Raw genomic sequence first — 22,431 nt, forward strand, 5'->3', positions numbered from 1 at the left:
GCTCAGCCATCGGTTGCGCGTCTTCCCTTTGGTCTATCACGGCGGTTTTGTTCTCCAAAAGCGCCGAATAATTCCCGTGTAACCCCATATTCGACTCTACGGTCATTCCCTATTTGACGCCTATCTTCATGGTGTTGATAGCGACATTGGCACTGGGTCATAGTGCATTCTTCCATCGGGATTTCCGGTGCATCCTTCGATAAAAAACGTTTTCCAGAGAATGTTTCAACCTGGTTACAGCAACTGCCGTCATTCACTATGCTTACACTGTGAAAATGATGGGCTTGTGATGCATGCGGCTTAGTCCCGTCGGCGTGTTGATTTACCGCTTTAGCATAGTGTCTATGCCGCTTGTGACCAGTATTGAGTTTAAATAGGCCAAATAGCGCTACTGCGACTATACCTAGTAGCAAAACAGTTAACATAACGCCTCCTGAAAGCATTTTAAGCAAATTAAGGTTCAGTTTAGTTTGATTTGAGATAATCACCAGTTTTGAATTTAAATTCATTAAAAACAAAAAGTTAAATGGACTATTGCTCTCTGTATATCCATCTATTACTCTTGCGCTACTGATAAGCATTATCATTAATGCGGCCATGTTCACACTCGCTGAACATATCATCACTTTGGGGAGAAATGGGTAATGAAATGGGTAACTTGCGCGGCTATTGTTGGGTTAATGTCGGTTGGGCATTCAGCTAATGCAGATGATAAATTAACCGTTTATTCTTATCGTCAAGCCTTCTTGGTGGAGCCTATCTTGACGCGTTTCACCGAAGAAACCGGCATAGGTGTTAATTTGGTCTTTGCAAAAGATGGTATTGCCGAGCGTCTCGCCCGTGAAGGTCGTTTATCCCCAGCAGATTTGGTGCTGACCTCTGATTTCTCGCGTCTAGTTGAATTAGTCGATAAAGATCTGACTTCACCAGTTAAAAATACCCAACTCGAAAGCAACATTCCTGCTCAGTATCGTGACCCCGATGGCCAGTGGTATGCCCTGACCATGCGAGTACGAAATCTCTATACGGCGAAAGACCGTTTAGGGCCGCAGCAAATCACCTATGAAGAACTCGCCGATCCTAAATACAAAGGCAAAATCTGTACCCGCAGCGGTAAGCATCCATACAACATAGCATTAGTGGCGTCTATGATTGCTCACCATGGTGAAGCTGAGGCTAAAACGTGGCTGACCGGCGTGAAGAGTAACTTAGCACGCAAGCCACAGGGTAACGACAGAGCCCAAGTTAAAGCGGTAAAAGAAGGTTTATGTGATATCGCCATAGGTAACAGCTATTACTACGGCAACATGATGCAAGACCCTGAGCAAAAAAGCTGGGCCGAGGCCGTCACGATTAACTTCCCGAACCAAGCCGATCGCGGTGCTCATGTGAACGTTTCTGGCATGGTGTTAACTCGTCATGCGCCTAATAAAGCCAATGCGATCAAATTGATGGAATTTCTATCCGCCGATGTGGCTCAAAAGGCCTATGCCGATGTGAATATGGAATACCCAGTAAAAGCCGATGTGGCACCTTCAACCTTAGTGGCTTCATGGGGGGAGTTTAAGTCGGATCAATTGCCGATTTTTAAATTGGCTGAATATCACCAAGCGGCAGTTAAGTTATTAGATGAAGTGCAGTTTGATCTCTAGCATTTTGCTTTAAGTACGAGTGACAAATTGCAGAATTAGGTTATCAGCGCCATTGATTGGCGCTGTAACTTTTTAAGGATTGACATGATTTTAGGATTAGCCAGAAGCTGGTCGCTTGCTGGTTATGCGGTGGCCACCCTGCTGGTGCTGCCACTGGTTGCGCTGATATTGCAGGCTTTGCAGCCTGACGAAGCCGTGTTTGGCCACTTGATGGCAACTGTCCTGCCGACTTATATCATCAACAGTTTATTGTTGATCTTTTGGGTGAGTTTGGGCGCGTTATTACTCGCGTTACCCTGTGCTTGGTTGATGGCTCGCTGTGAATTTGTCGGCAGGCGTTATTTGCAATGGGCGCTGTTATTGCCCCTCGCTATGCCGGGGTACATTGTTGCCTACGTGTATACCGATTTGCTTGATTATGCGGGGCCAGTGCAGCGCAGTTTGAGATCGATATTTGGCTGGAGCTCACCGCAGGATTATTTCTTCCCCGATATTCGCACCTTAGGCGGCGCGGCGTGCATGTTGTCGCTGGTGTTATTCCCCTATATTTATCTCTTGGCGCGTACCGCGTTTATGGAGCAATCCTTAAGTTTGGCCCATGCTTCACGCATTATGGGCTGTTCGCCGTGGCAGAGTTTTTGGCGTTTATCTTTGCCTATGGCAAGGCCGGCTCTCGCGGTTGGGGTGGCTTTGGTGGCGATGGAAACGGCCGCCGATTTTGCGACGGTTAACTATTTTGCCGTGCCAACCTTAACCACTGCCGTGTACGACACTTGGTTGGGCTATGGCAATCTGACTGCCGCCGCTAAGTTGTCAGCGATTATTTTGCTGGTGGTGTTTAGCTTGATTGGATTTGAGCGTTTCGCCCGCCGTAAACAGCAGTTATTCCAAAAACAATCGCGCATTCAAGCCAGTGATTTGTATCGACTCTCGGCAGCGCAAACCGCAGTTGCACTGAGCTTTTGTGCCACTCTGCTGCTATTAGCCTTTTTGTTGCCCTTTGGGATTCTATTGTCCTATGCCATTGGTTACTTTGAACAAAGCTGGGATGAGAGCTTTTGGCAGTTAAGCCTTAACAGTCTCAGCCTTGCGCTAATCACTAGCTTCATCTGTTGCTTAATCGCTTTGCTACTCATGTTTGTGCGTCGCATAAGCCCAAGATCCAGTGATGCCTTGCCCTCACGTTTAGCCTCGACGGGTTATGCCTTGCCCGGCACTGTGCTCGCTATCGGCGTATTAGTGCCGCTCACTATGCTCGATTTTGCGATTAACGATCTGGCGGATCTACTTGGTTTAGACGGTCCAGGACTTATTTTGACGGGCAGCGTAGTAGCGTTGATTTTTGCCTTTTGCGTACGTTTTGTGGCAATTGCTATCGGCAGCGTTGAAAGCAGCTATAAACGCATTTCGCCATCGCTGGACATGGTGAGCCTGACTATGGGCCAAGGTCCACGGCAGTTGCTGCAAAGAGTGCATTTACCTCTACTTGGTAAGGGATTGTTTGCGGGCGCGTTATTGGTGTTTATCGAAAGCATGAAGGAACTGCCCGCAGCATTATTACTGCGACCTATCGGCTTTGAAAACCTTGCAACCTATGTTTTCCAGTTTGTGTCCGATGAAAAACTCGAGCACGGCGCCTTAGCCGCGATTGTGATTGTGCTGGTGGGCTTAGTACCGCTGATTTATTTAAACCGTTCATTGGAGCTACACAGCTGATGACAAACACGCTCAAACTCATGCAAGTTCATAGCGATTATCAGGGCCAGCAAGTTTTAAAGGGGTTGAGTTTGACCCTAGAACAAGGAGAGATTCTTGCTCTGTTAGGCCCCAGCGGTTGTGGCAAGACGACCTTATTACGAGCCGTGGCGGGATTGCAGGCGATTAGCCAAGGTGAAATCCAGATCAATGGCCGCGTTGTAAGTGGCAACAGTCAGTTTGTGCCCAGCGAACAGCGTGGTATCGGCATGATTTTCCAAGACTATGCGCTTTTTCCTCATTTAACTGTGGCGGAGAATATCCTCTTTGGCGTGGCTAAATTGTCGGCCGCCGAGCGCCAGGCACGTTTGGATGACATGCTAACCTTAGTCAAACTCGAAGGCTTAGCTCAGCGTTATCCCCATGAGTTATCTGGCGGTCAGCAGCAGCGCGTCTCGATTGCGCGGGCACTTGCCTATGAGCCGCAGTTATTACTGCTCGATGAGCCTTTTTCTAATATCGATGCCCAAGTGCGTTACGAGATGATGGCGGAAATTCGCAGCATTTTGAAACAGCGTAATGTGAGCGCGGTGTTTGTCACCCACAGTAAGGATGAAGCCTTTGTATTTGCAGATACTTTGGCGATTTTTAATCAAGGCATTATAGTGCAGCATGGTAGTGCTGAAGCCTTATACGCCGCGCCCAATAGTCGTTATGTGGCGGACTTTTTAGGTAGCGGTAATTACTTACCCGCCGCAGTGCTCGATGGACACAGAGTTGCCACTCCTATCGGCCATTTAACCAGCCTCACGCCATTAGGGTTGCCGAGCGAGTTCAGCGGTACGGTATTTTTGCGCCCGCAGCAATTGACGCTCAGTGCCGATGAGCAAGGTGTGGGCACGATCACAGAGCGGCGTTTTTTAGGCGCTTTTTGTCATTACTGGGTCAAGATTGAAGCCGCCTCCCATGCATATTATGTCGAAGTGCGAAGCCAAATGATGCAGCTCACTATCGGCCAAAAAGTCGGGGTTACGACAGAGCCGCACTCGCTGGTACTATTTGAATCTTAGGCATATTGATATTGTGCAGAGCCAATCTAAGCTGTCAGGCATTAATGCCATGGCGATAAGCTATCACCAACTAAAGTATGACATTTTTGCTTACGTTTAACTTGGGTCTATGCGGTATTGGTTGGTGATATTTTAGACCATCCTTGTTACCTTAATTTCTCCAGAGTGGGAGAAATTATGATAAAAACAATAAAATCAATTTGTACCTTAGTGACAGTGACAGTGACAGTGGCGACGGCGATGTCGTCTTCAGGAGTGATGGCTATGGATAGGATCACGGGTAAAGCCTTTGCAACGCGCTCTGAAGTGTATGCCACCCATGGAATGGCGGCGACCAGTCAACCACTCGCCACCCAAGTCGCTATTGATATACTCAAGCAGGGCGGCAGCGCGGTTGATGCGGCCATTGCCGCCAATGCCATGCTAGGGTTAGTCGAACCAACGGGTTCGGGTGTCGGTGGTGACTTGTTTGCCATCGTCTGGAGCGCGAAAGATCAACGCCTCTATGGCCTTAACGCTTCGGGTCGCAGTCCAAAATCCTTAAGTTTAGAAAAGCTTAAATCCCTCGGCTTAGACTATTTGCCACCGCTTGGGCCTTTGCCTGTTTCTGTGCCCGGCGCGGTGGATGGTTGGTATGAACTGCATAATAAGTTCGGCAAATTAGCTATGGCCGATAATCTCGCGCCCGCAATCCACTATGCCCGTGATGGTTTTCCTGTCTCCGAATTGATTGCTTATTATCTTGAGGGTAGCGGTAAAAAACTCGCAAAATTCCCCGGTTTTAAAGAAACTTATATGCCTAATGGCAAGATGCCAGCGGTGGGCGAAATCTTTAAAAACCCAGCGCTTGCTAATACCTATGAGAAAGTTGCCAAAGGTGGCCGCGATGCTTTCTATAAAGGCGATATCGCCAAAAGTATCGATAAGTACATGAAATCCCAAGGTGGTTATTTAAGTTATGATGACTTAGCCAGCCATACTAGCGACTGGATAGAGCCGGTTTCGGTGAACTACCGTGGTTACGATGTATGGGAACTGCCGCCCAATGGTCAAGGTATTGCGGCGCTGCAAATCCTAAAAACCATCGAGCCCTTTAATATTGCCGCCATGGGCTTTAATAGCCCTGAATATGTGCATTTATTTGTCGAAGCGAAAAAACTCGCCTTTGCCGACAGGGCTAAGTTTTATGCCGACATGGCCTTTAATAAAGTGCCGGTTAACGAGTTGATTTCGCAGCAATACAATTATGATCGCGCTAAGTTAATCGATCCCAATAAAGCGGCCAAGAGTGTCGATGCGGGTAATCCTGCGTTGCAACATGGCGATACTGTGTACCTGACCACAGCCGATAAAGACGGCAACATGGTGTCACTCATTCAAAGTAACTACCGTGGTATGGGTTCGGGGATGACGCCGCCGGATCTCGGTTTTGTGCTGCAAGACCGTGGGCAAATGTTTGATTTAACGGAAGGGCGTTTTAATACCTACGCACCGGGCAAGCGTCCATTTCATACCATCATTCCCGCTTTTGTGACCAAAGACGGTAAACCTTGGCTCAGCTTTGGGGTGATGGGCGGCGCGACTCAACCACAAATGCATGCACAGATTCTAATGAACCTGATTGATTTTAAAATGAACTTGCAAGAAGCGGGCGATGCCCCCAGAATTTTGCATATGGGTTCAACCGAGCCCACCGGCGAAGTGATGAATGATGGCGGCTATGTCAGTCTGGAATCGGGCTTCCCTGTGGAAACACGCCGTGAGCTTATCAAGAAAGGTCATGTGCTGCGTGATGGACTTGGGGATTTTGGCGGCTATCAAGCTATTGGATTTAATGCTGAAACGGGCGTGTATCGTGGCGCTTCTGAGAGCCGTAAAGATGGTCATGCCGCCGGTTATTAACTTCAGCGTCACGCTAAGGTAAGCTTGAGGTAGAGTAAGCTTTGCTGCTCTAATTCGATTAAACTGAATGACGAGACTTTCCAGTCTCGTCATTTTTACATTAGGGATCTTGGGCGTGATATTGCTACCTAATGAGCATTATCATGATAAACCAGAACAAACTGTGCGTTAGTTAATGTCATTTTCAGGTAAAGTTGCGGATAATATTGCCGAAAATGAATTTAGAAAAAGGGTGATAACCAAATGGATATTCAAAATATGCCGCGTGAACAGTTGGGTGTGTGTGCCGAGGGGAACTTACACAGTGTCTATTTGATGTTTAATGCCAATGACAATGTCGAGTCGCAATTACGTCCCTGTCTTGCCAACGTTGCGCAGTATATTTATGAGCTGACAGATCAATACTCTGACAGTGCATTCAATGGTTTTGTGGGGATTGGCGCTAATTATTGGGATAGCCTCTACCCCAATGCTCGCCCTGAAATGCTCAAGCCTTTTCCTGCTATGCAAGTCGGCAGCCGCGAAGCGCCGGCAATTGAATATGATTTGTTCGTGCATATCCGCTGCGACCGTTACGATATTCTGCATTTAGTCGCTAATGAAATCAGCCAAATGTTTGAAGACTTAGTGGAACTAGTCGATGAAGAACGTGGCTTTCGATTTATGGATAGCCGCGATTTAACCGGCTTTGTCGATGGCACCGAAAACCCTAAGGGGCGTCACCGTCAGGAAGTCGCTCTGGTTGGCGATGAAGATCCAGAGTTTAAGGGCGGCAGTTATATTCACGTGCAAAAGTATGCCCATAACTTGAGTAAGTGGCATCGATTACCGGTTAAAAAACAAGAAGATATTATCGGTCGCACTAAGCAAGATAATATCGAGTATGAGTCAGAAGACAAGCCTCTGACCAGCCATATCAAGCGGGTGAATCTTAAAGATGCGAATGGTCAGTCGATGGAAATCCTGCGCCAGAGCATGCCCTATGGTTCACTAAAAGAGCAAGGATTGATGTTTATTTCTAACTGCCGCACGCCGGAGCATTTTGAAAAGATGCTGCACAGCATGATGTTTGGTGATGGCGAAGGTAACCATGATCATTTGATGCATTTTACCAAGGCGATGACAGGCTCATCCTTCTTTGCCCCCGCATTGGATTTTATGCTGCAATTCGACGAATAAGCTTTCGAGATCTGCGCAGATTCAGCATCAATTAACACGCACTTACGCTAACGCCTAAGTGCGTTTTTTATGCTAATGCGCTGGGAGCCATTTTTTGATATCGAGTTGCCATTGCTGGGCAGTGAAATCGATAAAGGCGCGCACCAGATTTTGCTGATAACTGCGGGACAAGTACACAGCCCACAGGGTTTGGCCTGGCGTCGTAAAGTCGGGTAACACTTCTTTAAGCTGGCCGCTGGCAAGGTATTGATTTGCTAAGTCGCAGGGCAAACGCACTATGCCATGTCCCCGCAGCGCCGCACTCACCAATACGCCCATGTCGTTAGCTTTAAGATTGCCGGTGACTTTTACGTGCTCGGCTTGCAGCTCTTTCAGGAAAGGCCAATTTTGTTGCGCCGAGTGTATCAGGCAGTTGTGAGCCAGTAGATCTATGGGCTCGACAAGTGGTGTGTTGCTATCAAGGTAGCTCGGCGCAGCGCAGATCACGGCATCTATGGTCATTAAGCGGCGGGCAATCAAATTCTCATCGGGCTGCTCGGTATAGCGCAGTGCCACATCGACTCGCTCATCCACCAATTGGGCAAAACTGTCCGACATTACCAGCTGAATGCTGACCTTAGGGTGAATTTTAATAAAGCGGTCGACAACATCAAACAGGCTGTGCTGTCCAAGGCCAATCGGTGTGGCGATACGAATACTGCCCACCAGTTCACTGTTATGGCTGTGGGCGCGGCTTTCCATGGCGGCGACTTCACTTAAGATCCGCTGGCAAAATTGCAGCGCTTCTTCGCCTTGCAAGGTCAGGCTGACGCTGCGGGTGGTACGGTGTAGTAAGCGCAAACTCAACCACTGCTCCACTTCTTGAATATGGCGGGACACCTGCAGGCGGCTGAGGTCTAAATGCTCGGCAGCTTTGGTAAAGCTGCCACAGTTTGCCACTTCGACGAAACTGCGTATTGCGGCAATTTTATCCATATTAGTACCTCAAACTGAAACAATCATGCTCATTTATTGATGTTTATCACGGGAAACACTGCAAGTAAACTGGCTTCAATGTAAATCATCAGAGAGAGTTAACGAAATGAAAATCGCAATTTTAGGTGCAACAGGTTGGATTGGTGGTGCAATTTTAAAAGAAGCATTGAGCCGTGGGCACCAAGTAACAGCGCTAGTGCGTGATCCGAGTAAGTTATCCGCTACTGATGTGGCTGTGCATGCTGTGGATTTAGAGCAGCCATTAGTTGCGCAAACCTTTGCTGGCGTAGATGTTGTCATTGCCTCTGTTGGTGGCCGCGCACAACAAAATCATGGCCTAGTGGCGAGTACGGTTCAGCATTTACTGGATGTGCTGCCTAACGCTAAGGTGCCACGTTTATTGTGGGTTGGTGGCGCAGGGAGCTTAGAAGTGGCACCGGGTGTGACTCTGGTTTCTAGCCCAGATTTCCCCGCTGCATATAAAGATGAGGCGTTAGCTCAGGGTGAAGCTTTGCAGGTATTTCGTGCGGCGCAAACTGCAATCAATTGGACCTTTGTGAGCCCAGCCGCTGAGATTTATCCTGGCGAGAGTGAAGGTCCATATCGCCTTGGTGGCGACAGCTTCTTTACCGATGCTAATGGTCGCAGTCGTATTTCTGTTACTGATTACGCTAAAGCCATGTTAGATGAAGCTGAACAGGGCACTCACGTAAATCAGCGCATCAGTGTGGCTTACTGACCTTAGCGTATAAACATCGGTGAGCGAGAGATTGGCTTAAATGTGTAACGTAATCGGGACAATGGCCAAATAATCAGCGCAAGATTGGACAGAAATGCGTACAGATGAAATAGAACAGGTCAGCAAGCTGACCTGTTTTTTTATTCTGCGTAATTGAATAAAGATTTGATGGTTTCTAAGGTATCGGCGATATCTTGGATGCTCGATGGACAAATAAAGATAGTGTCATCACCAGCAATTGTGCCCAAAATGCCTTCTGGTTTACCGATAGAATCCAATAAACGGGCAATCAGCTGCGCGGCACCAGGACTAGTTCGCACGACGATCATCGCTTGGTTATGATCGACATCGAGTACCAAATTCTTCAGCGGGCTACCCGCGGTTGGTACGCCTAATTCGGCCGGCAAGCAATACACCATCTCTTGCTTAGCGTTGCGAGTCCGCACTGCGCCGAACTTGCTGAGCATGCGTGATACTTTTGATTGGTTAATATTACCAAAGCCTTCAGCTTGCAAGGCGGTGACGATTTCACTTTGAGAGCCAAAGCGCTCTTCTTTTAAAATCGACTTAAAAATTCTAACAAGGTCATCCTGATTCTTGGTCGTTTGCATAATATTATTATTCGTTATTCAAAAAAACAGGCCCATTTTGAATATTTTTAGAAAAATTGTCAACAAATAACCAGATTGGTTGAATAAAAATTCACTAACTCCCTGTGGTTAAGCGTTTGCTGGGGGCGTAAAAATAACAATTTGAGTAATTGTTCTACATTGCTTCTAACTTATTCCGGAATTCTTTTGTCCCACGACTAAGGGATAATTGAAATTGTTGTGACATTCCAGTAATGTGACGCCAACGTAAATTAGATCCATGTCACACATATCCGAGAAATAACGGAGATAACTATGAAAGTTGCTGTACTTGGTGCTGCTGGTGGTATCGGCCAGGCTCTTGCCCTACTGTTAAAAACTCAACTGCCTGCGGGTTCACATTTGTCTCTATATGATATCGCACCGGTTACTCCGGGTGTTGCGGTTGACTTGAGCCACATCCCTACTGCTGTTGAAATCAAAGGTTTTGCTGGTGAAGATCCAACGCCTGCCCTAGTGGGTGCTGACGTTGTTCTAATTTCTGCTGGTGTTGCGCGTAAGCCTGGTATGGATCGTTCAGATCTGTTCAATATCAATGCCGGTATCGTTCGCAACCTGATCGAAAAAGTAGCGGCAACTTGCCCTACGGCTTTGGTTGGCATTATCACTAACCCAGTCAACACTACTGTCGCTATCGCTGCAGAAGTGATGAAAAAAGCGGGTGTTTACGATAAGAACCGTCTGTTCGGTATCACGACATTAGACGTGATCCGTTCTGAAACTTTCATCGCCGAATTAAAAGGCCTGAACGTTGCTGACGTTAAAGTCAATGTGATCGGCGGCCACAGCGGCGTGACCATTCTGCCATTACTGTCTCAAGTTGAAGGCGTGACTTTCACTGACGAAGAAGTGGCAAGTCTGACTACTCGCATCCAAAACGCGGGTACAGAAGTGGTTGAAGCTAAAGCCGGTGGCGGAAGCGCGACTCTGTCTATGGGTCAAGCGGCTTGCCGTTTCGGTCTGTCTTTGGTTCGTGGTCTGCAAGGCGAAGCTAACATCGTTGAATGCGCCTATGTTGACGGCGGCAGCGAGCATGCAGAATTCTTCGCACAACCTGTGCTGTTAGGCAAAAACGGTATTGAAAAAGTACTGCCTTACGGTGAAGTGAGTGCATTCGAAGCTAACGCTCGTGATTCTATGTTAGATACGCTGAAAGGCGATATCAAACTAGGCGTTGATTTCGTTAAATAATCTTTCAGATAATCTATTTAGATTATGACGAATTAAAAACGGAGCCATTGAGCTCCGTTTTTTTATGCCTCAGTTTTACACTTGCTCAATTTAACTTAATCGATCAGCGGCGCCTGGTGGGAATTTGGCAGTTATTGTCGCAGCAGGCTTTGCCCGTTAGTAGATAGGAGATGCGATATCTGTGTTTTGCGAATCTGAGATAGCACCAATCGGCCACAGTTTTAATCACGGGCAGGCGTAACAGTTGGATCCAAGCGCGCGTCCCTGTCAGTGCCCACGCTTTACAGGTGACATCTAACCCGAGTAACACTTCGCCCTTTGCGGTTTCACCGTGAAGAATAGTATTGGCGTAGTCTTTATCGATATGGCTGAAACGTTCACTAAAGTCGGATGCATTTAAATCTTCAAGCGCAATCAAGTTGTTTGGATCGCGCGCTTTCAGTTGACGCATTTCGGCGCTACATAATGGGCAGTTACCATCATAAAAAATCCGCAGTTCCATCGGGTCCACCTCTGATGACTTGATCACAATACTTGCTCTAAGCTCTTGGCTTGTGCACTTAAGCTTGGTTTCTTATAACCTATACGCAGATTAAAGGGTTTTAGATCGCAGCTGATTTTAAATCAACGCTGATTTTAAATTGGATCCGCGCCTCATTTGGCTTTTTGTTAGGTTAAATTCAAATGAGTACAGTAACATCTAGGTTATTCATCAGCTTAACTTTAAGTGAACAAGGTAAAGCCTGACAAATAACGGACTCAAAAGGATAGGTATGACATCTCCCATCATAATCACAGGCGTGGGTAAACGCATAGGTTACGCCTTAGCCAAACACTTTATCGCCCAAGGTCAGCAGGTGATTGGTACTTATCGCAGTCATTACGATAGCATTGATGAGCTGAACGCTTTAGGTGCGACTCTGTATCCCTGCGATTTTTATGACGATGCCCAAGTGCAAGCCTTAATTGATGAGTTAACTCAACTGCCTCAAATTCGCTCCATTATTCACAATGCTTCGGACTGGCTACCTGATCCTGTTCTTACAAAGAATGAGCCTTTAAAGAGTACCACTTTTACACCGAGCCAAGTGCTGCAGCGGATGATGCAAGTGCATGTGAGCGTGCCCTATCAGTTGAACTTAGCCTTAGAGGCGCAGCTACGTGCCGCTGCTGGCGATGAAATCGGCGGCAGTGATGTGATTCATATTACCGATTACGTGGCAGAGAAGGGCAGTCAGAAGCACATAGCCTATGCCGCCAGTAAAGCCGCGCTGCACAATATGACGCTATCCTTTGCCGCCAAATTTGCGCCCGAGGTGAAAGTGAATTCGATTGCACCGGCGATGATCCTCTTTAATACGGGTGATGACGCCGCCTATCAGCAAAAAACCTTAGCCAAAGCGCTGTTGCCGAAAGAGGCGGGGAATGCGGAGATTATCGAACTCGTGGACTACCTGCTTAATAGCCGTTACGTCACAGGTCGTTGCCATAATGTCGACGGCGGCCGGCAGTTAAAATAGTCATTTGATTTTTCGAAAACAGCCAGTGGCTTAGAACGTCAGTACGCGACTTGGGGTGATGATGAATGGCAAAGGCACATCCCAATGTTCGCAAGGTAAACTCGTTACTTGCTGGCAGTCGTGGGCATAACCCATAGGCAAAGGTTTACCTTTGAGCTGCCAGTTCGCCAGCGTCCTATCGTAATAGCCGCCGCCCATGCCCATGCGATTCCCCATTAAATCAAACGCCACTAAGGGTGTGATAACCACATCTAGCTCAGTTACTGGGATAATGGCGCGCACATCTAACTTAGGTTCTAAGATGTCGAATTGATTCGCCTGCATCGGCGTGTCAGCACTGTAATGCAGGAATAACAGTTGCCCAGCATTGAAGGGATGCAACCTTGGCAGATAGGTATGAATGCCCAATTGCCACAGCGCAGCGATCAGCGGCGGCGTGGCGAGTTCGCCATCGTGGGTGAGATAAAGCGCCACATGTTGCGCTTTGTTGGCTTGCAGTTTATCCAGCATGCGTTGGCTGGCGCTTAAGCTTGCTTGGGTTTGCTCGGTTTCTGAAAGGGATTTGCGTGCGGTGCGAATGGTTTTGCGTAACTGATTGCGGTTTTCTTGCGTATGAATGGCGATATCTGCCGCATGGCTTGTGACATCAGTCATTTCACCAACAGTAGCAACCTCTAAGGCAAGGTGCGCCGTGTCGCTTTGGGTATTCAAATGAGAAAGTTTGGAGGATGTAGACATAAATTAAGATGCTCCCCAGAATGCCGCTACCGGTGTAGCCCTTGAACCGTAGGTTCAAGGCGGGTAAATGATTACCTCCTAAGGCTTCTCGGTACAAGCCGAGCATGCACAATGTCAGTAAAGCATTCACCCTGAGATAAAAATTATCGGCACAGGGACATTACCAGTTGGCATGCATCCCAGGGAGCAAAACGGTATTGAATCGCTAAAACATTGGTTTATGTAGATAATCCAGTTTAGCCATTCACTGTGCGTCAGTCGGTTTAACTCAAATGGTGTTAAATCACCAAGGCGCACAGTTTAAATCTATTTAGTTGAACGCTCAACTAAGGCATTTTCGAGGGTCGACTGCAGCAAGCTGATCCTGTCGTCCATCTGTTGCATGTAATGCTTATTTTTTTGCTTTTCTTGGAACAACTCGTGTCCAATATTCAGCGCCGCCATAATGGCAATTTCTTCGCGGCTTAGGCTATTGGTTCGGGTTTTTAACGCTGTGAGTTGTTGTTCAACTCCCAACGCTACCGTACGTAAGGCATCCTCTTGACCTTTCGGGCAAGCGATAGAGTAGGTGCGCCCAAGTAGGGTAATTTCAACAGCACTGTTACTCATGTCGCGGGTGATCCTTTCGTTAGCCTCTTAGGGCGGACTATATAGGGCTGATATTAAAAGTGCAAGGTAAGCCGCAAATGGATTGGTCTTTGGCGGTTTTGTTTGCTGTTTGTGTGAGCAGTTGGATAATTTTTTATCAGGGTGTGGCCGATTTCGCCATTATTGGGATTCAGTATTGGTTCAAGTCTTTATCTCTGCTAGCATTGCTGCTGGAAAAATCTTATTGGGATCTGACATGGCAACCCCTCCTTCGTTACGTATCGACAGCTTAAAACTCGCCTTAGATGCGGCTGAAATCGGCCAACATCCGGTAGAAGTTCACGGTGCTTTAGTCGGTTTAATTTGCGGTGGTGTAGCGCAAACTGGCGACACTTGGATCAAGCCTTTATTTGACTTGATGAACGATGGTCAACCTTTGCCAGCGCAGTTGCACCAATTAGTGTGTGATTTGTTTAATGATTCTGTCGCGCGTTTAGTGGATTTTGAATTTGGTTTCATGCCGCTGTTGCCCGAAGAAGAAGAGCCGCTCAGCCAACGTGTTGAAGCCTTGTCCCTTTGGACCCAAAGCTTTTTGACTGGCATGGCAATTATTCAGCCGAAATTGAATCAAGCCTCGGCAGAAGTGCGTGAAGTGATCAAAGACTTGGCAGAAATTGCTCAAGTGGAATTTGATGTTGCCGACGATGAAGAATCCGAAGCTGCTTACACTGAACTACTCGAGTTTGTGCGCATTGCCGCCATTATGTGTTACTCGGAGTTTGGCCCTGAGATCCCGCTTGGCGAGACTGACGATACTGCGGTGGTGCATTAATTTACCGCGATTGTTTAGCGCTTAGATTTAATGCTTAATAATTTAACGCAGTAGTGGCTTCATTTGATATCAAAGGCGGGCAAACCTGCCTTTGAATCCATAGCACTGGTGTTTTTGAGTGCATAGCACTGATGTTTACATCTCTTATGTTTACATGCTTTAGTGCCATGCCAAAGCTTGAATGAGATCCCCATGACGGCCACAAATCACATGGATACTTCAGTTCAATACGTCGACATCGCGATTGTAGGCGGTGCGATGGCGGGGGCGACTCTCGCGTTGGCTCTCGCGCGTCTTTCTTTATCTGCAGCTCGGCCGCTTTCCATTGCCTTAATCGAGGCGCACCTTCCCGATAAACAACACCCCGGATTCGATGCTCGCTCCATCGCTATCGCCCACGGCTCAATTTTCGAATTATCCCGTTTAGGCCTCTGGCCAAAGCTCGCCCATTTAGGCACGGCGATTGAAAATATCCATGTATCGGATCGCGGCCACTTTGGCATGACAGAGCTCAATGCCGCGCAGTTTCATTTAGATGCCTTAGGCCAAGTGGTCGAGCTTGAGCGTGTCGGCCAAGTGTTGTTTAACGAGTTGAATAAGAGCGAGGTCAAACTCTTTTGCCCCGCCAAGCTTGCCCAAGTGGAACCCGCCGTTGAAGGCCACACCTTAGTGCTCGACACGGGCGAGCGCCTTAAAGCCAAACTCGTGGTCGCCGCCGATGGTCTGCAATCCAAAGTGCGCAGCAGTTTTGCTTTGCCCGTGACCCAAGTGGCTTTTGAGCAAACTGCGATTATTGCCAATATTCAAACCGACAAGCCGCATCAACATTTGGCCTATGAGCGTTTTACCCAAACGGGTCCCTTAGCGTTATTGCCTATGGCCGATAGCCAAGGTCAACCTCGCTTATCACTGGTGTGGGCGCTCGATGATGCACGGGCTAAACAGATGCAAACCGCGCCTAAAGCGGAATTTTTAGCGGCGCTGCAGCAGGCCTTTGGTTATCGAGCAGGCACGTTTATCGATGTCAGCGCGCGTCATGCGTATCCGCTTAATTTGTCGTATATGCCAAGGCCAATCCATCACAGATGTGTGTTTATCGGTAATGCCGCGCAGACGCTGCATCCAATTGCGGGGCAAGGATTTAACTTAGGCCTGCGGGATGTAGTGAGCTTGCTTGATGTGCTCAAAACGGCGCTAGATCAGGGTGATGATATCGGCTCCGCCGCCGTGACCCATGCTTATCTTAATGCCCGCGAGCACGACAGAAACAGCACTATCCGCAACATCGAATTTTTAGTCCGTGGCTTTTCAAACCAATACTGGCCGATGGCGCTGGGTCGTAACTTAGGCTTGCGCTTATTATCTTGGTTTCCGCCACTTAAAACCCCCGTTGCTCAAAAGGCGATGGGCTGGAAATAACCCGCTTTTCATTACTGGTATCGCAACGCGAAAAGGATGTACCCATGTTAAGTTCACAAGCCTATGACATCGCCATTGTGGGTGGCGGCATGGTGGGACTCGCCACCGCGATTGGATTGGCACAGGCCAATCTTAATGTCGTCGTTATCGATGCGGGCCACACGGATGCCGTTGTCGGCGAGCCGCGTTTACGGGTGAGCGCCATCAATAAGGCGAGTCAGCGCTTGTTAGAAAACTTAGGTGCATGGACTTATTTAGACACTTCCCGCGCCACGCCTTATCAAAAAATGGCGGTGTGGGATAAAGACGGTTTCGGCAAAATTGCCTTTGACGCCAACAGCATCAGCGAAACCAGTCTCGGCGCGATTATCGAAAACGATGCCATTAGCTTTGCGCTGGCGAAACGCGTCGCTGAGTTTGACAATATCACTCATATTGAAAACCAACGCTTAGAACGCATTGCCTTTGGCGAGCGCGAAGCTTGGCTGACCCTCGCCAATGGCGTCGATTCTGAAATAGAAAGTGTCAGTGCCGCACTTGTGATAGCCGCCGATGGCGCTAACTCTTGGGTGCGCGAGCAGTGCAAGATCCCGCTGACCTTTTGGGATTACGGCCACCACGCAATCGTCGCGACGATCCGCACCGAAATGCCGCACCTTGCCACCGCCCGCCAAGTGTTTTTAAAGGACGGCCCGTTAGCATTTTTACCTTTGTATGAAGACAATCTCTGCTCCATCGTTTGGTCGGTGCCGCCTGAGCGCGCCAATGAATTATTAGCGATGGACAAAGTGCAATTCGAGCGCAACTTAACCGCGGCTTTCGACGGTCGTTTGGGGATTTGCCAGCTGGAAAGCGAGCGCCAAGCTTTCCCATTACGGATGCGCTACGCCCGCCATTTTGCCCGCCACCGTTTAGTGTTGGCAGGCGACGCCGCCCACACTATCCATCCGCTGGCGGGCCAAGGGGTGAACCTCGGCTTTTTAGATGCGGCCAGCATCATCGAAGTCATCAGCGAATTACAGCAAGCGGGTAAAGATATCGGCGATTATGCTCAGCTGCGCGCACTGGAACGTTGGCGTAAAGCCGATGCGATGGAGATGATTGCGGCGATGGAAGGCTTTAAGCGCTTATTCGAAGGGACGAATCCGCTGAAAAAAGCGATCCGCGATCTGGGCTTAAATCTGGTTGATAATGTCGCTGGGCTGAAAACAGTGTTCATACAACAGGCCATGGGCAATAAGTCGGCGCTGCCTAAGTTATGTCGTTAGCCTAGGTTGCGCTAATGTGATCAGAATTGCCGCTAATATCAGCATATTGACTGCAAGCTGCGCAAATCTGGTCTTCGCATGTAAAAAAATTACATGTTAAAGATGAGAAAATCTAATGACACTGACTTCGGATTAGAAAAATCTCCTGTATACAAATTTGTGACGCAAGGTATAATTTCGCCGCATTTTAGACCCTAGTATCTACACCCTACACTAGGCAGAGACCTGAAAAAGGCCGCAAAAAAGGGATAACAATGGCTAACAAAACTATTCTGTTTAACAAGCACTTAGAATCAAACGCTAAGATGGTCGACTTCCACGGTTGGGACATGCCTCTCAACTATGGTTCACAAATCGAAGAACACAATGCCGTGCGTCAAGACGCGGGTATGTTCGACGTTTCCCACATGACTGTGGTTGATGTGATTGGTAACGACGCTTGTGCATTTCTGCGTAAGTTGCTGGCAAACGATGTGGCTAAGCTTAAAGTTCCAGGTAAAGCCTTATACGGCGGCATGTTAGACGAAAATGCTGGCGTCATCGACGACCTCATCACTTACTACCTCACTGACACTAACTACCGCGTGGTAGTGAACTCAGCGACCCGCGAAAAAGATCTCGCTTGGATCGCCAAGCAATCCCAAGGTTTTGATGTCACTGTGACTGAACGTCCTGAGCTGGCGATGATCGCCGTTCAAGGTCCTAACGCAAAAGCGAAAGCCGCTGCCGTGTTCAGTAGCGATCAAAACGCCGCCATCGAAGGCATGAAACCTTTCTTCGGTAAGCAAGCCGGTTCTCTGTTTATTGCGACTACGGGTTACACTGGCGAAGCGGGCTACGAAATTATCGTCCCAGAAGACGAAGCCCAAGCTATGTGGCAAGCATTGTTAGATCAAGGTGTTAAACCTTGTGGTCTCGGTGCCCGTGACACACTGCGCCTCGAAGCCGGTATGAATCTCTACGGCTTAGACATGGACGAAACCATCAACCCATTGGCCGCCAACATGGGCTGGACCATCGCATGGGAACCAAGCGACCGTGACTTTATCGGCCGTAAAGCCCTCGAAACACTTCGCGATGCCGGAACCGACAAACTTGTTGGTCTAGTGATGGAAGAAAAGGGCGTGTTACGCCATGATATGCCAGTATTTTTCACCGACTCAGCCGGTGTTGAGCACCAAGGCGTGATTACCAGCGGTACTTTCTCGCCAACATTGGGCTATTCTATTGCGATGGCGCGTGTTCCTAACTCGATTGGGGATACGGCGGAAGTCGAAATGCGTAAAAAACGTGTGGCTGTTAGAGTAGTAGCGCCAAACTTTGTGCGCAACGGTAAACAAGCATTTTAAAAAAACGGAACAAGGAACAAGAACAATGAGCAATATTCCGACAGAACTGAAATACGCCTCTTCACACGAATGGATCCGCAAGGAAGAAGACGGCAGCTACACAGTAGGTATCACTGAGCACGCCCAAGAGCTGTTGGGTGACATGGTTTTCGTTGAACTCCCAGAAGTTGGCGACACTGTAACTGCGGGTGAAGACTGTGCTGTAGCTGAATCAGTAAAAGCGGCGTCTGATATTTATGCCCCTATTTCTGGCGAAGTGATTGCCGTGAACGAAGCGCTGGAAGATTCTCCAGAACTCGTTAACAGCAGCGCTTACGGCGAAGGCTGGTTCTTCCGCGTAATGCCTTCTGACGAATCAGAAGTCGACGCCCTGCTGGATGCCGAAGGCTACCAAGCTGTAATCGACGAAGATTAATCGTCGACGCTAACGAAGCCCTAAGGGGCTTCGTTTGTTTTAGCGCAAGATTGACATAACAACAGCCCGTTAATCAGTACCCTACAGTTCTGAATTTCGGCAAATCTGGAACAAGGTTTATCATGACCAAGCAAACCCTTACTCAGTTAGAACAGCACGATTTATTCTTACGTCGTCATATCGGCCCAGATAGCAACCAACAGCAAGCTATGCTGAATTTTGTTGGTGCTGAGTCACTGGACGATCTGACCGCGCAAATTGTGCCTGAGTCGATCCGTTTAAGCCAAGACCTGAGCATTGGTGATTCCTGCGGCGAAGCCGAAGGCATTGCCTACATTCGTGGTTTAGCGGACCAAAACCAAGTATTTAAGAGCTACATAGGTATGGGTTACTACGGCACACAAGTGCCAAACGTGATCCTGCGTAACGTATTTGAAAACCCAGGTTGGTACACGGCTTACACGCCATATCAGCCAGAAATCGCCCAAGGCCGTTTAGAAGCCATTCTAAACTTCCAACAAGTGTCGATGGACTTAACGGGTTTAGATTTGGCTTCTGCTTCTTTACTAGATGAAGCAACCGCTGCTGCCGAAGCGATGGCGCTGGCAAAGCGTGTTTCTAAAGCGAAAAAAGCCAATATCTTCTTCGTTGCCGATGATGTGTTCCCGCAAACCTTAGACGTAGTGAAAACCCGCGCTGAGTGTTTTGGTTTTGAAGTGGTGGTTGGTCCTGCAAGCGAAGCCGTTAACTACGAGCTGTTTGGTGCTTTGTTCCAATATACTAACCGTTTCGGTCAAATCACTGACTTCACCGAATTATTCGCAACCCTGCGTGCGAAGAATGTGATTGTGACTGTGGCAGCCGACATTATGTCTTTGGTATTACTGAAATCACCGGGCTCTATGGGCGCCGATGTGGTATTTGGTAGTGCACAGCGTTTCGGCGTACCAATGGGCTTTGGTGGTCCACACGCGGCTTTCTTCGTTGCCCGTGACGAGCACAAACGTTCTATGCCTGGCCGTATCATTGGTGTGTCAAAAGACGCCCGTGGTAACCGCGCTCTGCGTATGGCGATGCAAACTCGCGAGCAACATATTCGCCGCGAAAAAGCCAACTCAAACATTTGTACTGCACAAATTTTATTAGCGAACATGGCGTCTTTCTACGCCGTATTCCACGGCCCAGATGGCCTGAAAACTATCGCATCACGCATTAACCGTTTTGCCGATATTTTAGCGGCAGGTTTGCAAGCGAAGGGCGTGAGCTTAGTCAACAGCACTTGGTTTGATACCATCAGCATCAAAGGCTTAGATGTTGCTGCTGTTAATGCACGTGCACTGGCTGCTGAAATGAACCTACGTTTCGATGCCGACGGCACTGTGGGCGTGAGCTTAGACGAAACCACATTGCGCACAGATATCGACGCGCTGTTTGATGTGATCTTAGGCGCTGGCCATGGTTTAGATGTTGCCGCGTTAGACGCGCAAATCGTGAGCCAAGGTAGCCAATCGATTCCTGCTGCACTCGTGCGTCAAGATGCGATTTTAAGCCACCCAACCTTCAATCGCTATCAAAGCGAAACCGAGATGATGCGTTATATCAAACGTCTCGAAAGCAAAGACTTAGCACTTAACTACTCGATGATTTCACTGGGCTCATGCACCATGAAGTTAAACGCAGCGGTTGAAATGCTCCCTGTGAGCTGGCCTGAATTTGCCAACATGCACCCATTCAGCCCACTGGATCAAGCCAAAGGCTACACCCAGTTAATTGAAGAGTTGTCGACTTGGTTAGTGAACATCACAGGCTACGACGCTGTGTGTATCCAACCTAACTCTGGCGCTCAAGGTGAATACGCTGGCTTGTTAGCCATCAAGAAATACCATGAGTCACGTGGCGATGCGCACAGAAACATCTGTTTGATCCCGCAATCTGCCCACGGTACTAACCCTGCATCGGCGCAATTAGCCGGTATGCAAGTGGTGGTGACGGCGTGTGACAAGCAAGGTAACGTCGATTTAGATGATCTGAAGACCAAAGCCGCCGAAGTGGCTGAAAACCTGTCTTGCATCATGATCACTTACCCATCGACCCACGGTGTGTATGAAGAATCTATCCGTGAAATCTGCGACATAGTGCATCAGCACGGCGGTCAAGTGTACTTAGACGGCGCCAACATGAACGCGCAGGTCGGCTTAACGTCTCCTGGTTTTATTGGTGCCGACGTATCACACCTTAACCTACACAAAACCTTCGCTATTCCACACGGCGGCGGTGGCCCAGGTATGGGCCCAATCGGCGTGAAATCGCACTTAGCCCCATTTGTTGCGGGTCACGTTGTGGTTAAACCGGGCCGTGAAAGTGATCACAACGGCGCTGTATCTGCTGCACCTTATGGTAGCGCGGGCATTCTGCCGATCAGCTGGATGTACATTAAGCTGCTTGGTTCAAAGGGCCTGAAAAAGTCGACCCAAACTGCGCTGTTAAACGCTAACTACGTGATGAAGAAGCTGTCTGAACACTACCCAGTATTGTTCCGTGGCCGTAACGATCGCGTGGCGCACGAATGTATTATCGACCTACGCCCACTGAAAGAAGCCTCTGGCGTGACCGAAATGGATATCGCTAAGCGTTTGAATGACTATGGTTTCCACGCGCCAACCATGAGCTTCCCTGTTGCGGGAACCCTGATGATTGAGCCGACGGAATCTGAGTCTAAGGTGGAACTCGATCGTTTCATCGACGCTATGGTGTCAATCCGCGCTGAAATCGCCAAAGTGGAATCAGGTGAATGGCCAGTGGACAACAACCCGCTGCACAACGCACCGCACACTATGGCTGATATCATGGACCCAGAGTTTGATACGCGTCCATACAGCCGCGAAGTGGCCGTGTTCCCAAGTGCAGCAGTACGTACTAACAAGTTCTGGCCAACTGTGAATCGTATTGATGACGTTTACGGCGACCGTAACCTAATGTGTTCGTGTGCACCATTATCAGACTACGAGTAATTGCTGGTTTGGGCTTGCGACAGCAAGCCCTTGCTAAGAGTTAGCTTCGGCTACGACGCAATTATGAACGTTAAAAAGCGACCTTTCGGTCGCTTTTTTATTACCTAAAATCTTGTTGCGAATTGTCATAAGGTGCTAATTAACTTTTAAGTTGCTGATAGCACTGTGCTGCTAATTGCTTGCCGCAGGCTCTCGCACTGTTACACCAGTGACTCGCTGTAAATACATCCCTGTAAGC

General features: G+C 48.4%; 20 protein-coding genes and 1 other RNA gene. 14 read left to right on the forward strand and 7 right to left on the reverse strand.

Annotated features, from left to right (window positions below; translation table 11 throughout):
• Nucleotides 1-2: 2 nt before the first annotated feature.
• Nucleotides 3-425 (reverse strand): hypothetical protein, encoded by a 423-nt coding sequence (locus Q4Q49_RS03440; protein WP_311989835.1) that lies wholly within the window; start codon nt 423-425, stop codon nt 3-5.
• Between the two features lie 219 nt (nt 426-644).
• On the opposite strand from Q4Q49_RS03440, the gene Q4Q49_RS03445 reads away from it, so the two are divergent.
• The 5 genes from Q4Q49_RS03445 (at nt 645) to Q4Q49_RS03465 (ending at nt 7,498) form a co-directional block, all read left to right on the forward strand.
• Nucleotides 645-1,652, forward strand: coding sequence for a Fe(3+) ABC transporter substrate-binding protein (locus Q4Q49_RS03445; protein ID WP_106651637.1), 1,008 nt, complete (start codon nt 645-647; stop codon nt 1,650-1,652).
• Between the two features lie 84 nt (nt 1,653-1,736).
• Nucleotides 1,737-3,368, forward strand: coding sequence for an iron ABC transporter permease (locus tag Q4Q49_RS03450; protein WP_311998645.1), 1,632 nt, complete (start codon nt 1,737-1,739; stop codon nt 3,366-3,368).
• Complete coding sequence (locus Q4Q49_RS03455; protein ID WP_311998646.1) at nt 3,368-4,417, forward strand: ABC transporter ATP-binding protein; 1,050 nt, start codon at nt 3,368-3,370, stop codon at nt 4,415-4,417. The genes Q4Q49_RS03450 and Q4Q49_RS03455 overlap by 1 nt, the downstream gene beginning before the upstream one ends.
• A 177-nt stretch (nt 4,418-4,594) precedes the next feature.
• A complete protein-coding gene (gene ggt, locus Q4Q49_RS03460) occupies nt 4,595-6,319 on the forward strand; it encodes a gamma-glutamyltransferase (protein ID WP_311998647.1) in 1,725 nt (574 codons plus the stop codon).
• Between the two features lie 243 nt (nt 6,320-6,562).
• On the forward strand, nt 6,563-7,498 hold the full coding sequence (locus Q4Q49_RS03465) for a Dyp-type peroxidase (protein ID WP_106651633.1): 936 nt from the start codon (nt 6,563-6,565) through the stop codon (nt 7,496-7,498).
• Between the two features lie 72 nt (nt 7,499-7,570).
• Here Q4Q49_RS03465 and Q4Q49_RS03470 read toward each other — a convergent pair whose 3' ends face one another.
• Nucleotides 7,571-8,473, reverse strand: a complete 903-nt coding sequence (locus Q4Q49_RS03470) for a LysR family transcriptional regulator (protein WP_006080171.1) — start codon at nt 8,471-8,473, stop codon at nt 7,571-7,573.
• Nucleotides 8,474-8,579: 106 nt separating this feature from the next.
• Between Q4Q49_RS03470 and Q4Q49_RS03475 the strand changes: the two genes are divergently transcribed.
• A complete protein-coding gene (locus Q4Q49_RS03475) occupies nt 8,580-9,212 on the forward strand; it encodes an NAD(P)-dependent oxidoreductase (RefSeq protein ID WP_259577904.1) in 633 nt (210 codons plus the stop codon).
• Between the two features lie 140 nt (nt 9,213-9,352).
• Here the strand turns inward: Q4Q49_RS03475 and argR are convergent, their stop codons facing one another.
• On the reverse strand, nt 9,353-9,823 hold the full coding sequence (gene argR / locus Q4Q49_RS03480) for a transcriptional regulator ArgR (protein WP_006080175.1): 471 nt from the start codon (nt 9,821-9,823) through the stop codon (nt 9,353-9,355).
• A 294-nt stretch (nt 9,824-10,117) separates the two neighbouring features.
• On the opposite strand from argR, the gene mdh reads away from it, so the two are divergent.
• Nucleotides 10,118-11,053: a malate dehydrogenase gene (gene mdh / locus Q4Q49_RS03485; RefSeq protein WP_011845758.1), complete on the forward strand. Its 936-nt coding sequence runs from the start codon at nt 10,118-10,120 to the stop codon at nt 11,051-11,053.
• A 103-nt stretch (nt 11,054-11,156) separates the two neighbouring features.
• On the opposite strand, the gene Q4Q49_RS03490 is transcribed toward mdh, so the two are convergent.
• The gene (locus tag Q4Q49_RS03490) at nt 11,157-11,555 is read right to left on the reverse strand and encodes a DUF393 domain-containing protein (RefSeq protein WP_311998648.1); all 399 of its coding nucleotides are present in this window, start codon (nt 11,553-11,555) and stop codon (nt 11,157-11,159) included.
• Between the two features lie 271 nt (nt 11,556-11,826).
• On the opposite strand from Q4Q49_RS03490, the gene folM reads away from it, so the two are divergent.
• Entirely contained in the window at nt 11,827-12,573 is a 747-nt protein-coding gene (gene folM / locus Q4Q49_RS03495) for a dihydromonapterin reductase (RefSeq protein ID WP_311998649.1), read from the forward strand.
• Between the two features lie 30 nt (nt 12,574-12,603).
• On the opposite strand, the gene Q4Q49_RS03500 is transcribed toward folM, so the two are convergent.
• From Q4Q49_RS03500 to Q4Q49_RS03510, 3 genes are all read right to left on the reverse strand, one after another.
• Nucleotides 12,604-13,311 (reverse strand): 5-formyltetrahydrofolate cyclo-ligase, encoded by a 708-nt coding sequence (locus Q4Q49_RS03500; protein ID WP_311998650.1) that lies wholly within the window; start codon nt 13,309-13,311, stop codon nt 12,604-12,606.
• Between the two features lie 8 nt (nt 13,312-13,319).
• Nucleotides 13,320-13,500: non-coding RNA, 6S RNA (ssrS, locus tag Q4Q49_RS03505), on the reverse strand.
• A gap of 117 nt (nt 13,501-13,617) precedes the next feature.
• Entirely contained in the window at nt 13,618-13,920 is a 303-nt protein-coding gene (locus Q4Q49_RS03510; RefSeq protein ID WP_006080182.1) for a cell division protein ZapA, read from the reverse strand.
• A 235-nt stretch (nt 13,921-14,155) separates the two neighbouring features.
• Between Q4Q49_RS03510 and Q4Q49_RS03515 the strand changes: the two genes are divergently transcribed.
• From Q4Q49_RS03515 to gcvP, 6 genes are all read left to right on the forward strand, one after another.
• Nucleotides 14,156-14,731, forward strand: a complete 576-nt coding sequence (locus tag Q4Q49_RS03515) for a UPF0149 family protein (protein WP_006080183.1) — start codon at nt 14,156-14,158, stop codon at nt 14,729-14,731.
• Nucleotides 14,732-14,923: 192 nt separating this feature from the next.
• Nucleotides 14,924-16,150, forward strand: coding sequence for a 2-octaprenyl-6-methoxyphenyl hydroxylase (gene ubiH, locus Q4Q49_RS03520; protein WP_311998651.1), 1,227 nt, complete (start codon nt 14,924-14,926; stop codon nt 16,148-16,150).
• A gap of 44 nt (nt 16,151-16,194) precedes the next feature.
• Nucleotides 16,195-17,418 (forward strand): FAD-dependent monooxygenase, encoded by a 1,224-nt coding sequence (locus tag Q4Q49_RS03525; protein WP_311998652.1) that lies wholly within the window; start codon nt 16,195-16,197, stop codon nt 17,416-17,418.
• Nucleotides 17,419-17,672: 254 nt separating this feature from the next.
• The gene (gene gcvT / locus Q4Q49_RS03530) at nt 17,673-18,767 is read left to right on the forward strand and encodes a glycine cleavage system aminomethyltransferase GcvT (protein WP_012090200.1); all 1,095 of its coding nucleotides are present in this window, start codon (nt 17,673-17,675) and stop codon (nt 18,765-18,767) included.
• 25 nt (nt 18,768-18,792) lie between these two features.
• Entirely contained in the window at nt 18,793-19,182 is a 390-nt protein-coding gene (gene gcvH, locus Q4Q49_RS03535; RefSeq protein ID WP_006080188.1) for a glycine cleavage system protein GcvH, read from the forward strand.
• Between the two features lie 122 nt (nt 19,183-19,304).
• Entirely contained in the window at nt 19,305-22,193 is a 2,889-nt protein-coding gene (gene gcvP / locus Q4Q49_RS03540; RefSeq protein ID WP_311998653.1) for an aminomethyl-transferring glycine dehydrogenase, read from the forward strand.
• The last annotated feature ends 238 nt before the right edge of the window (nt 22,194-22,431 follow it).

It is taken from the genome of Shewanella sp. SP1S1-7 (assembly GCF_031932105.1).
In the GTDB taxonomy this organism is placed as follows: domain Bacteria; phylum Pseudomonadota; class Gammaproteobacteria; order Enterobacterales; family Shewanellaceae; genus Shewanella; species Shewanella baltica.

Coding starts and splice junctions, on each gene's coding strand:
- Q4Q49_RS03515 (WP_006080183.1), top strand. CDS start 14,156: ATGGCAACCCCTCCTTCGTTACGTATCGACAGCTTAAAACTCGCCTTA.
- Q4Q49_RS03500 (WP_311998650.1), bottom strand. CDS start 13,311: ATGTCTACATCCTCCAAACTTTCTCATTTGAATACCCAAAGCGACACG.
- Q4Q49_RS03450 (WP_311998645.1), top strand. CDS start 1,737: ATGATTTTAGGATTAGCCAGAAGCTGGTCGCTTGCTGGTTATGCGGTG.
- gcvT (WP_012090200.1), top strand. CDS start 17,673: ATGGCTAACAAAACTATTCTGTTTAACAAGCACTTAGAATCAAACGCT.
- mdh (WP_011845758.1), top strand. CDS start 10,118: ATGAAAGTTGCTGTACTTGGTGCTGCTGGTGGTATCGGCCAGGCTCTT.
- Q4Q49_RS03445 (WP_106651637.1), top strand. CDS start 645: ATGAAATGGGTAACTTGCGCGGCTATTGTTGGGTTAATGTCGGTTGGG.
- Q4Q49_RS03470 (WP_006080171.1), bottom strand. CDS start 8,473: ATGGATAAAATTGCCGCAATACGCAGTTTCGTCGAAGTGGCAAACTGT.
- Q4Q49_RS03510 (WP_006080182.1), bottom strand. CDS start 13,920: ATGAGTAACAGTGCTGTTGAAATTACCCTACTTGGGCGCACCTACTCT.
- argR (WP_006080175.1), bottom strand. CDS start 9,823: ATGCAAACGACCAAGAATCAGGATGACCTTGTTAGAATTTTTAAGTCG.
- Q4Q49_RS03465 (WP_106651633.1), top strand. CDS start 6,563: ATGGATATTCAAAATATGCCGCGTGAACAGTTGGGTGTGTGTGCCGAG.
- ubiH (WP_311998651.1), top strand. CDS start 14,924: ATGACGGCCACAAATCACATGGATACTTCAGTTCAATACGTCGACATC.
- ggt (WP_311998647.1), top strand. CDS start 4,595: ATGATAAAAACAATAAAATCAATTTGTACCTTAGTGACAGTGACAGTG.
- Q4Q49_RS03440 (WP_311989835.1), bottom strand. CDS start 425: ATGTTAACTGTTTTGCTACTAGGTATAGTCGCAGTAGCGCTATTTGGC.
- Q4Q49_RS03475 (WP_259577904.1), top strand. CDS start 8,580: ATGAAAATCGCAATTTTAGGTGCAACAGGTTGGATTGGTGGTGCAATT.
- Q4Q49_RS03525 (WP_311998652.1), top strand. CDS start 16,195: ATGTTAAGTTCACAAGCCTATGACATCGCCATTGTGGGTGGCGGCATG.
- gcvH (WP_006080188.1), top strand. CDS start 18,793: ATGAGCAATATTCCGACAGAACTGAAATACGCCTCTTCACACGAATGG.
- Q4Q49_RS03490 (WP_311998648.1), bottom strand. CDS start 11,555: ATGGAACTGCGGATTTTTTATGATGGTAACTGCCCATTATGTAGCGCC.
- gcvP (WP_311998653.1), top strand. CDS start 19,305: ATGACCAAGCAAACCCTTACTCAGTTAGAACAGCACGATTTATTCTTA.
- folM (WP_311998649.1), top strand. CDS start 11,827: ATGACATCTCCCATCATAATCACAGGCGTGGGTAAACGCATAGGTTAC.
- Q4Q49_RS03455 (WP_311998646.1), top strand. CDS start 3,368: ATGACAAACACGCTCAAACTCATGCAAGTTCATAGCGATTATCAGGGC.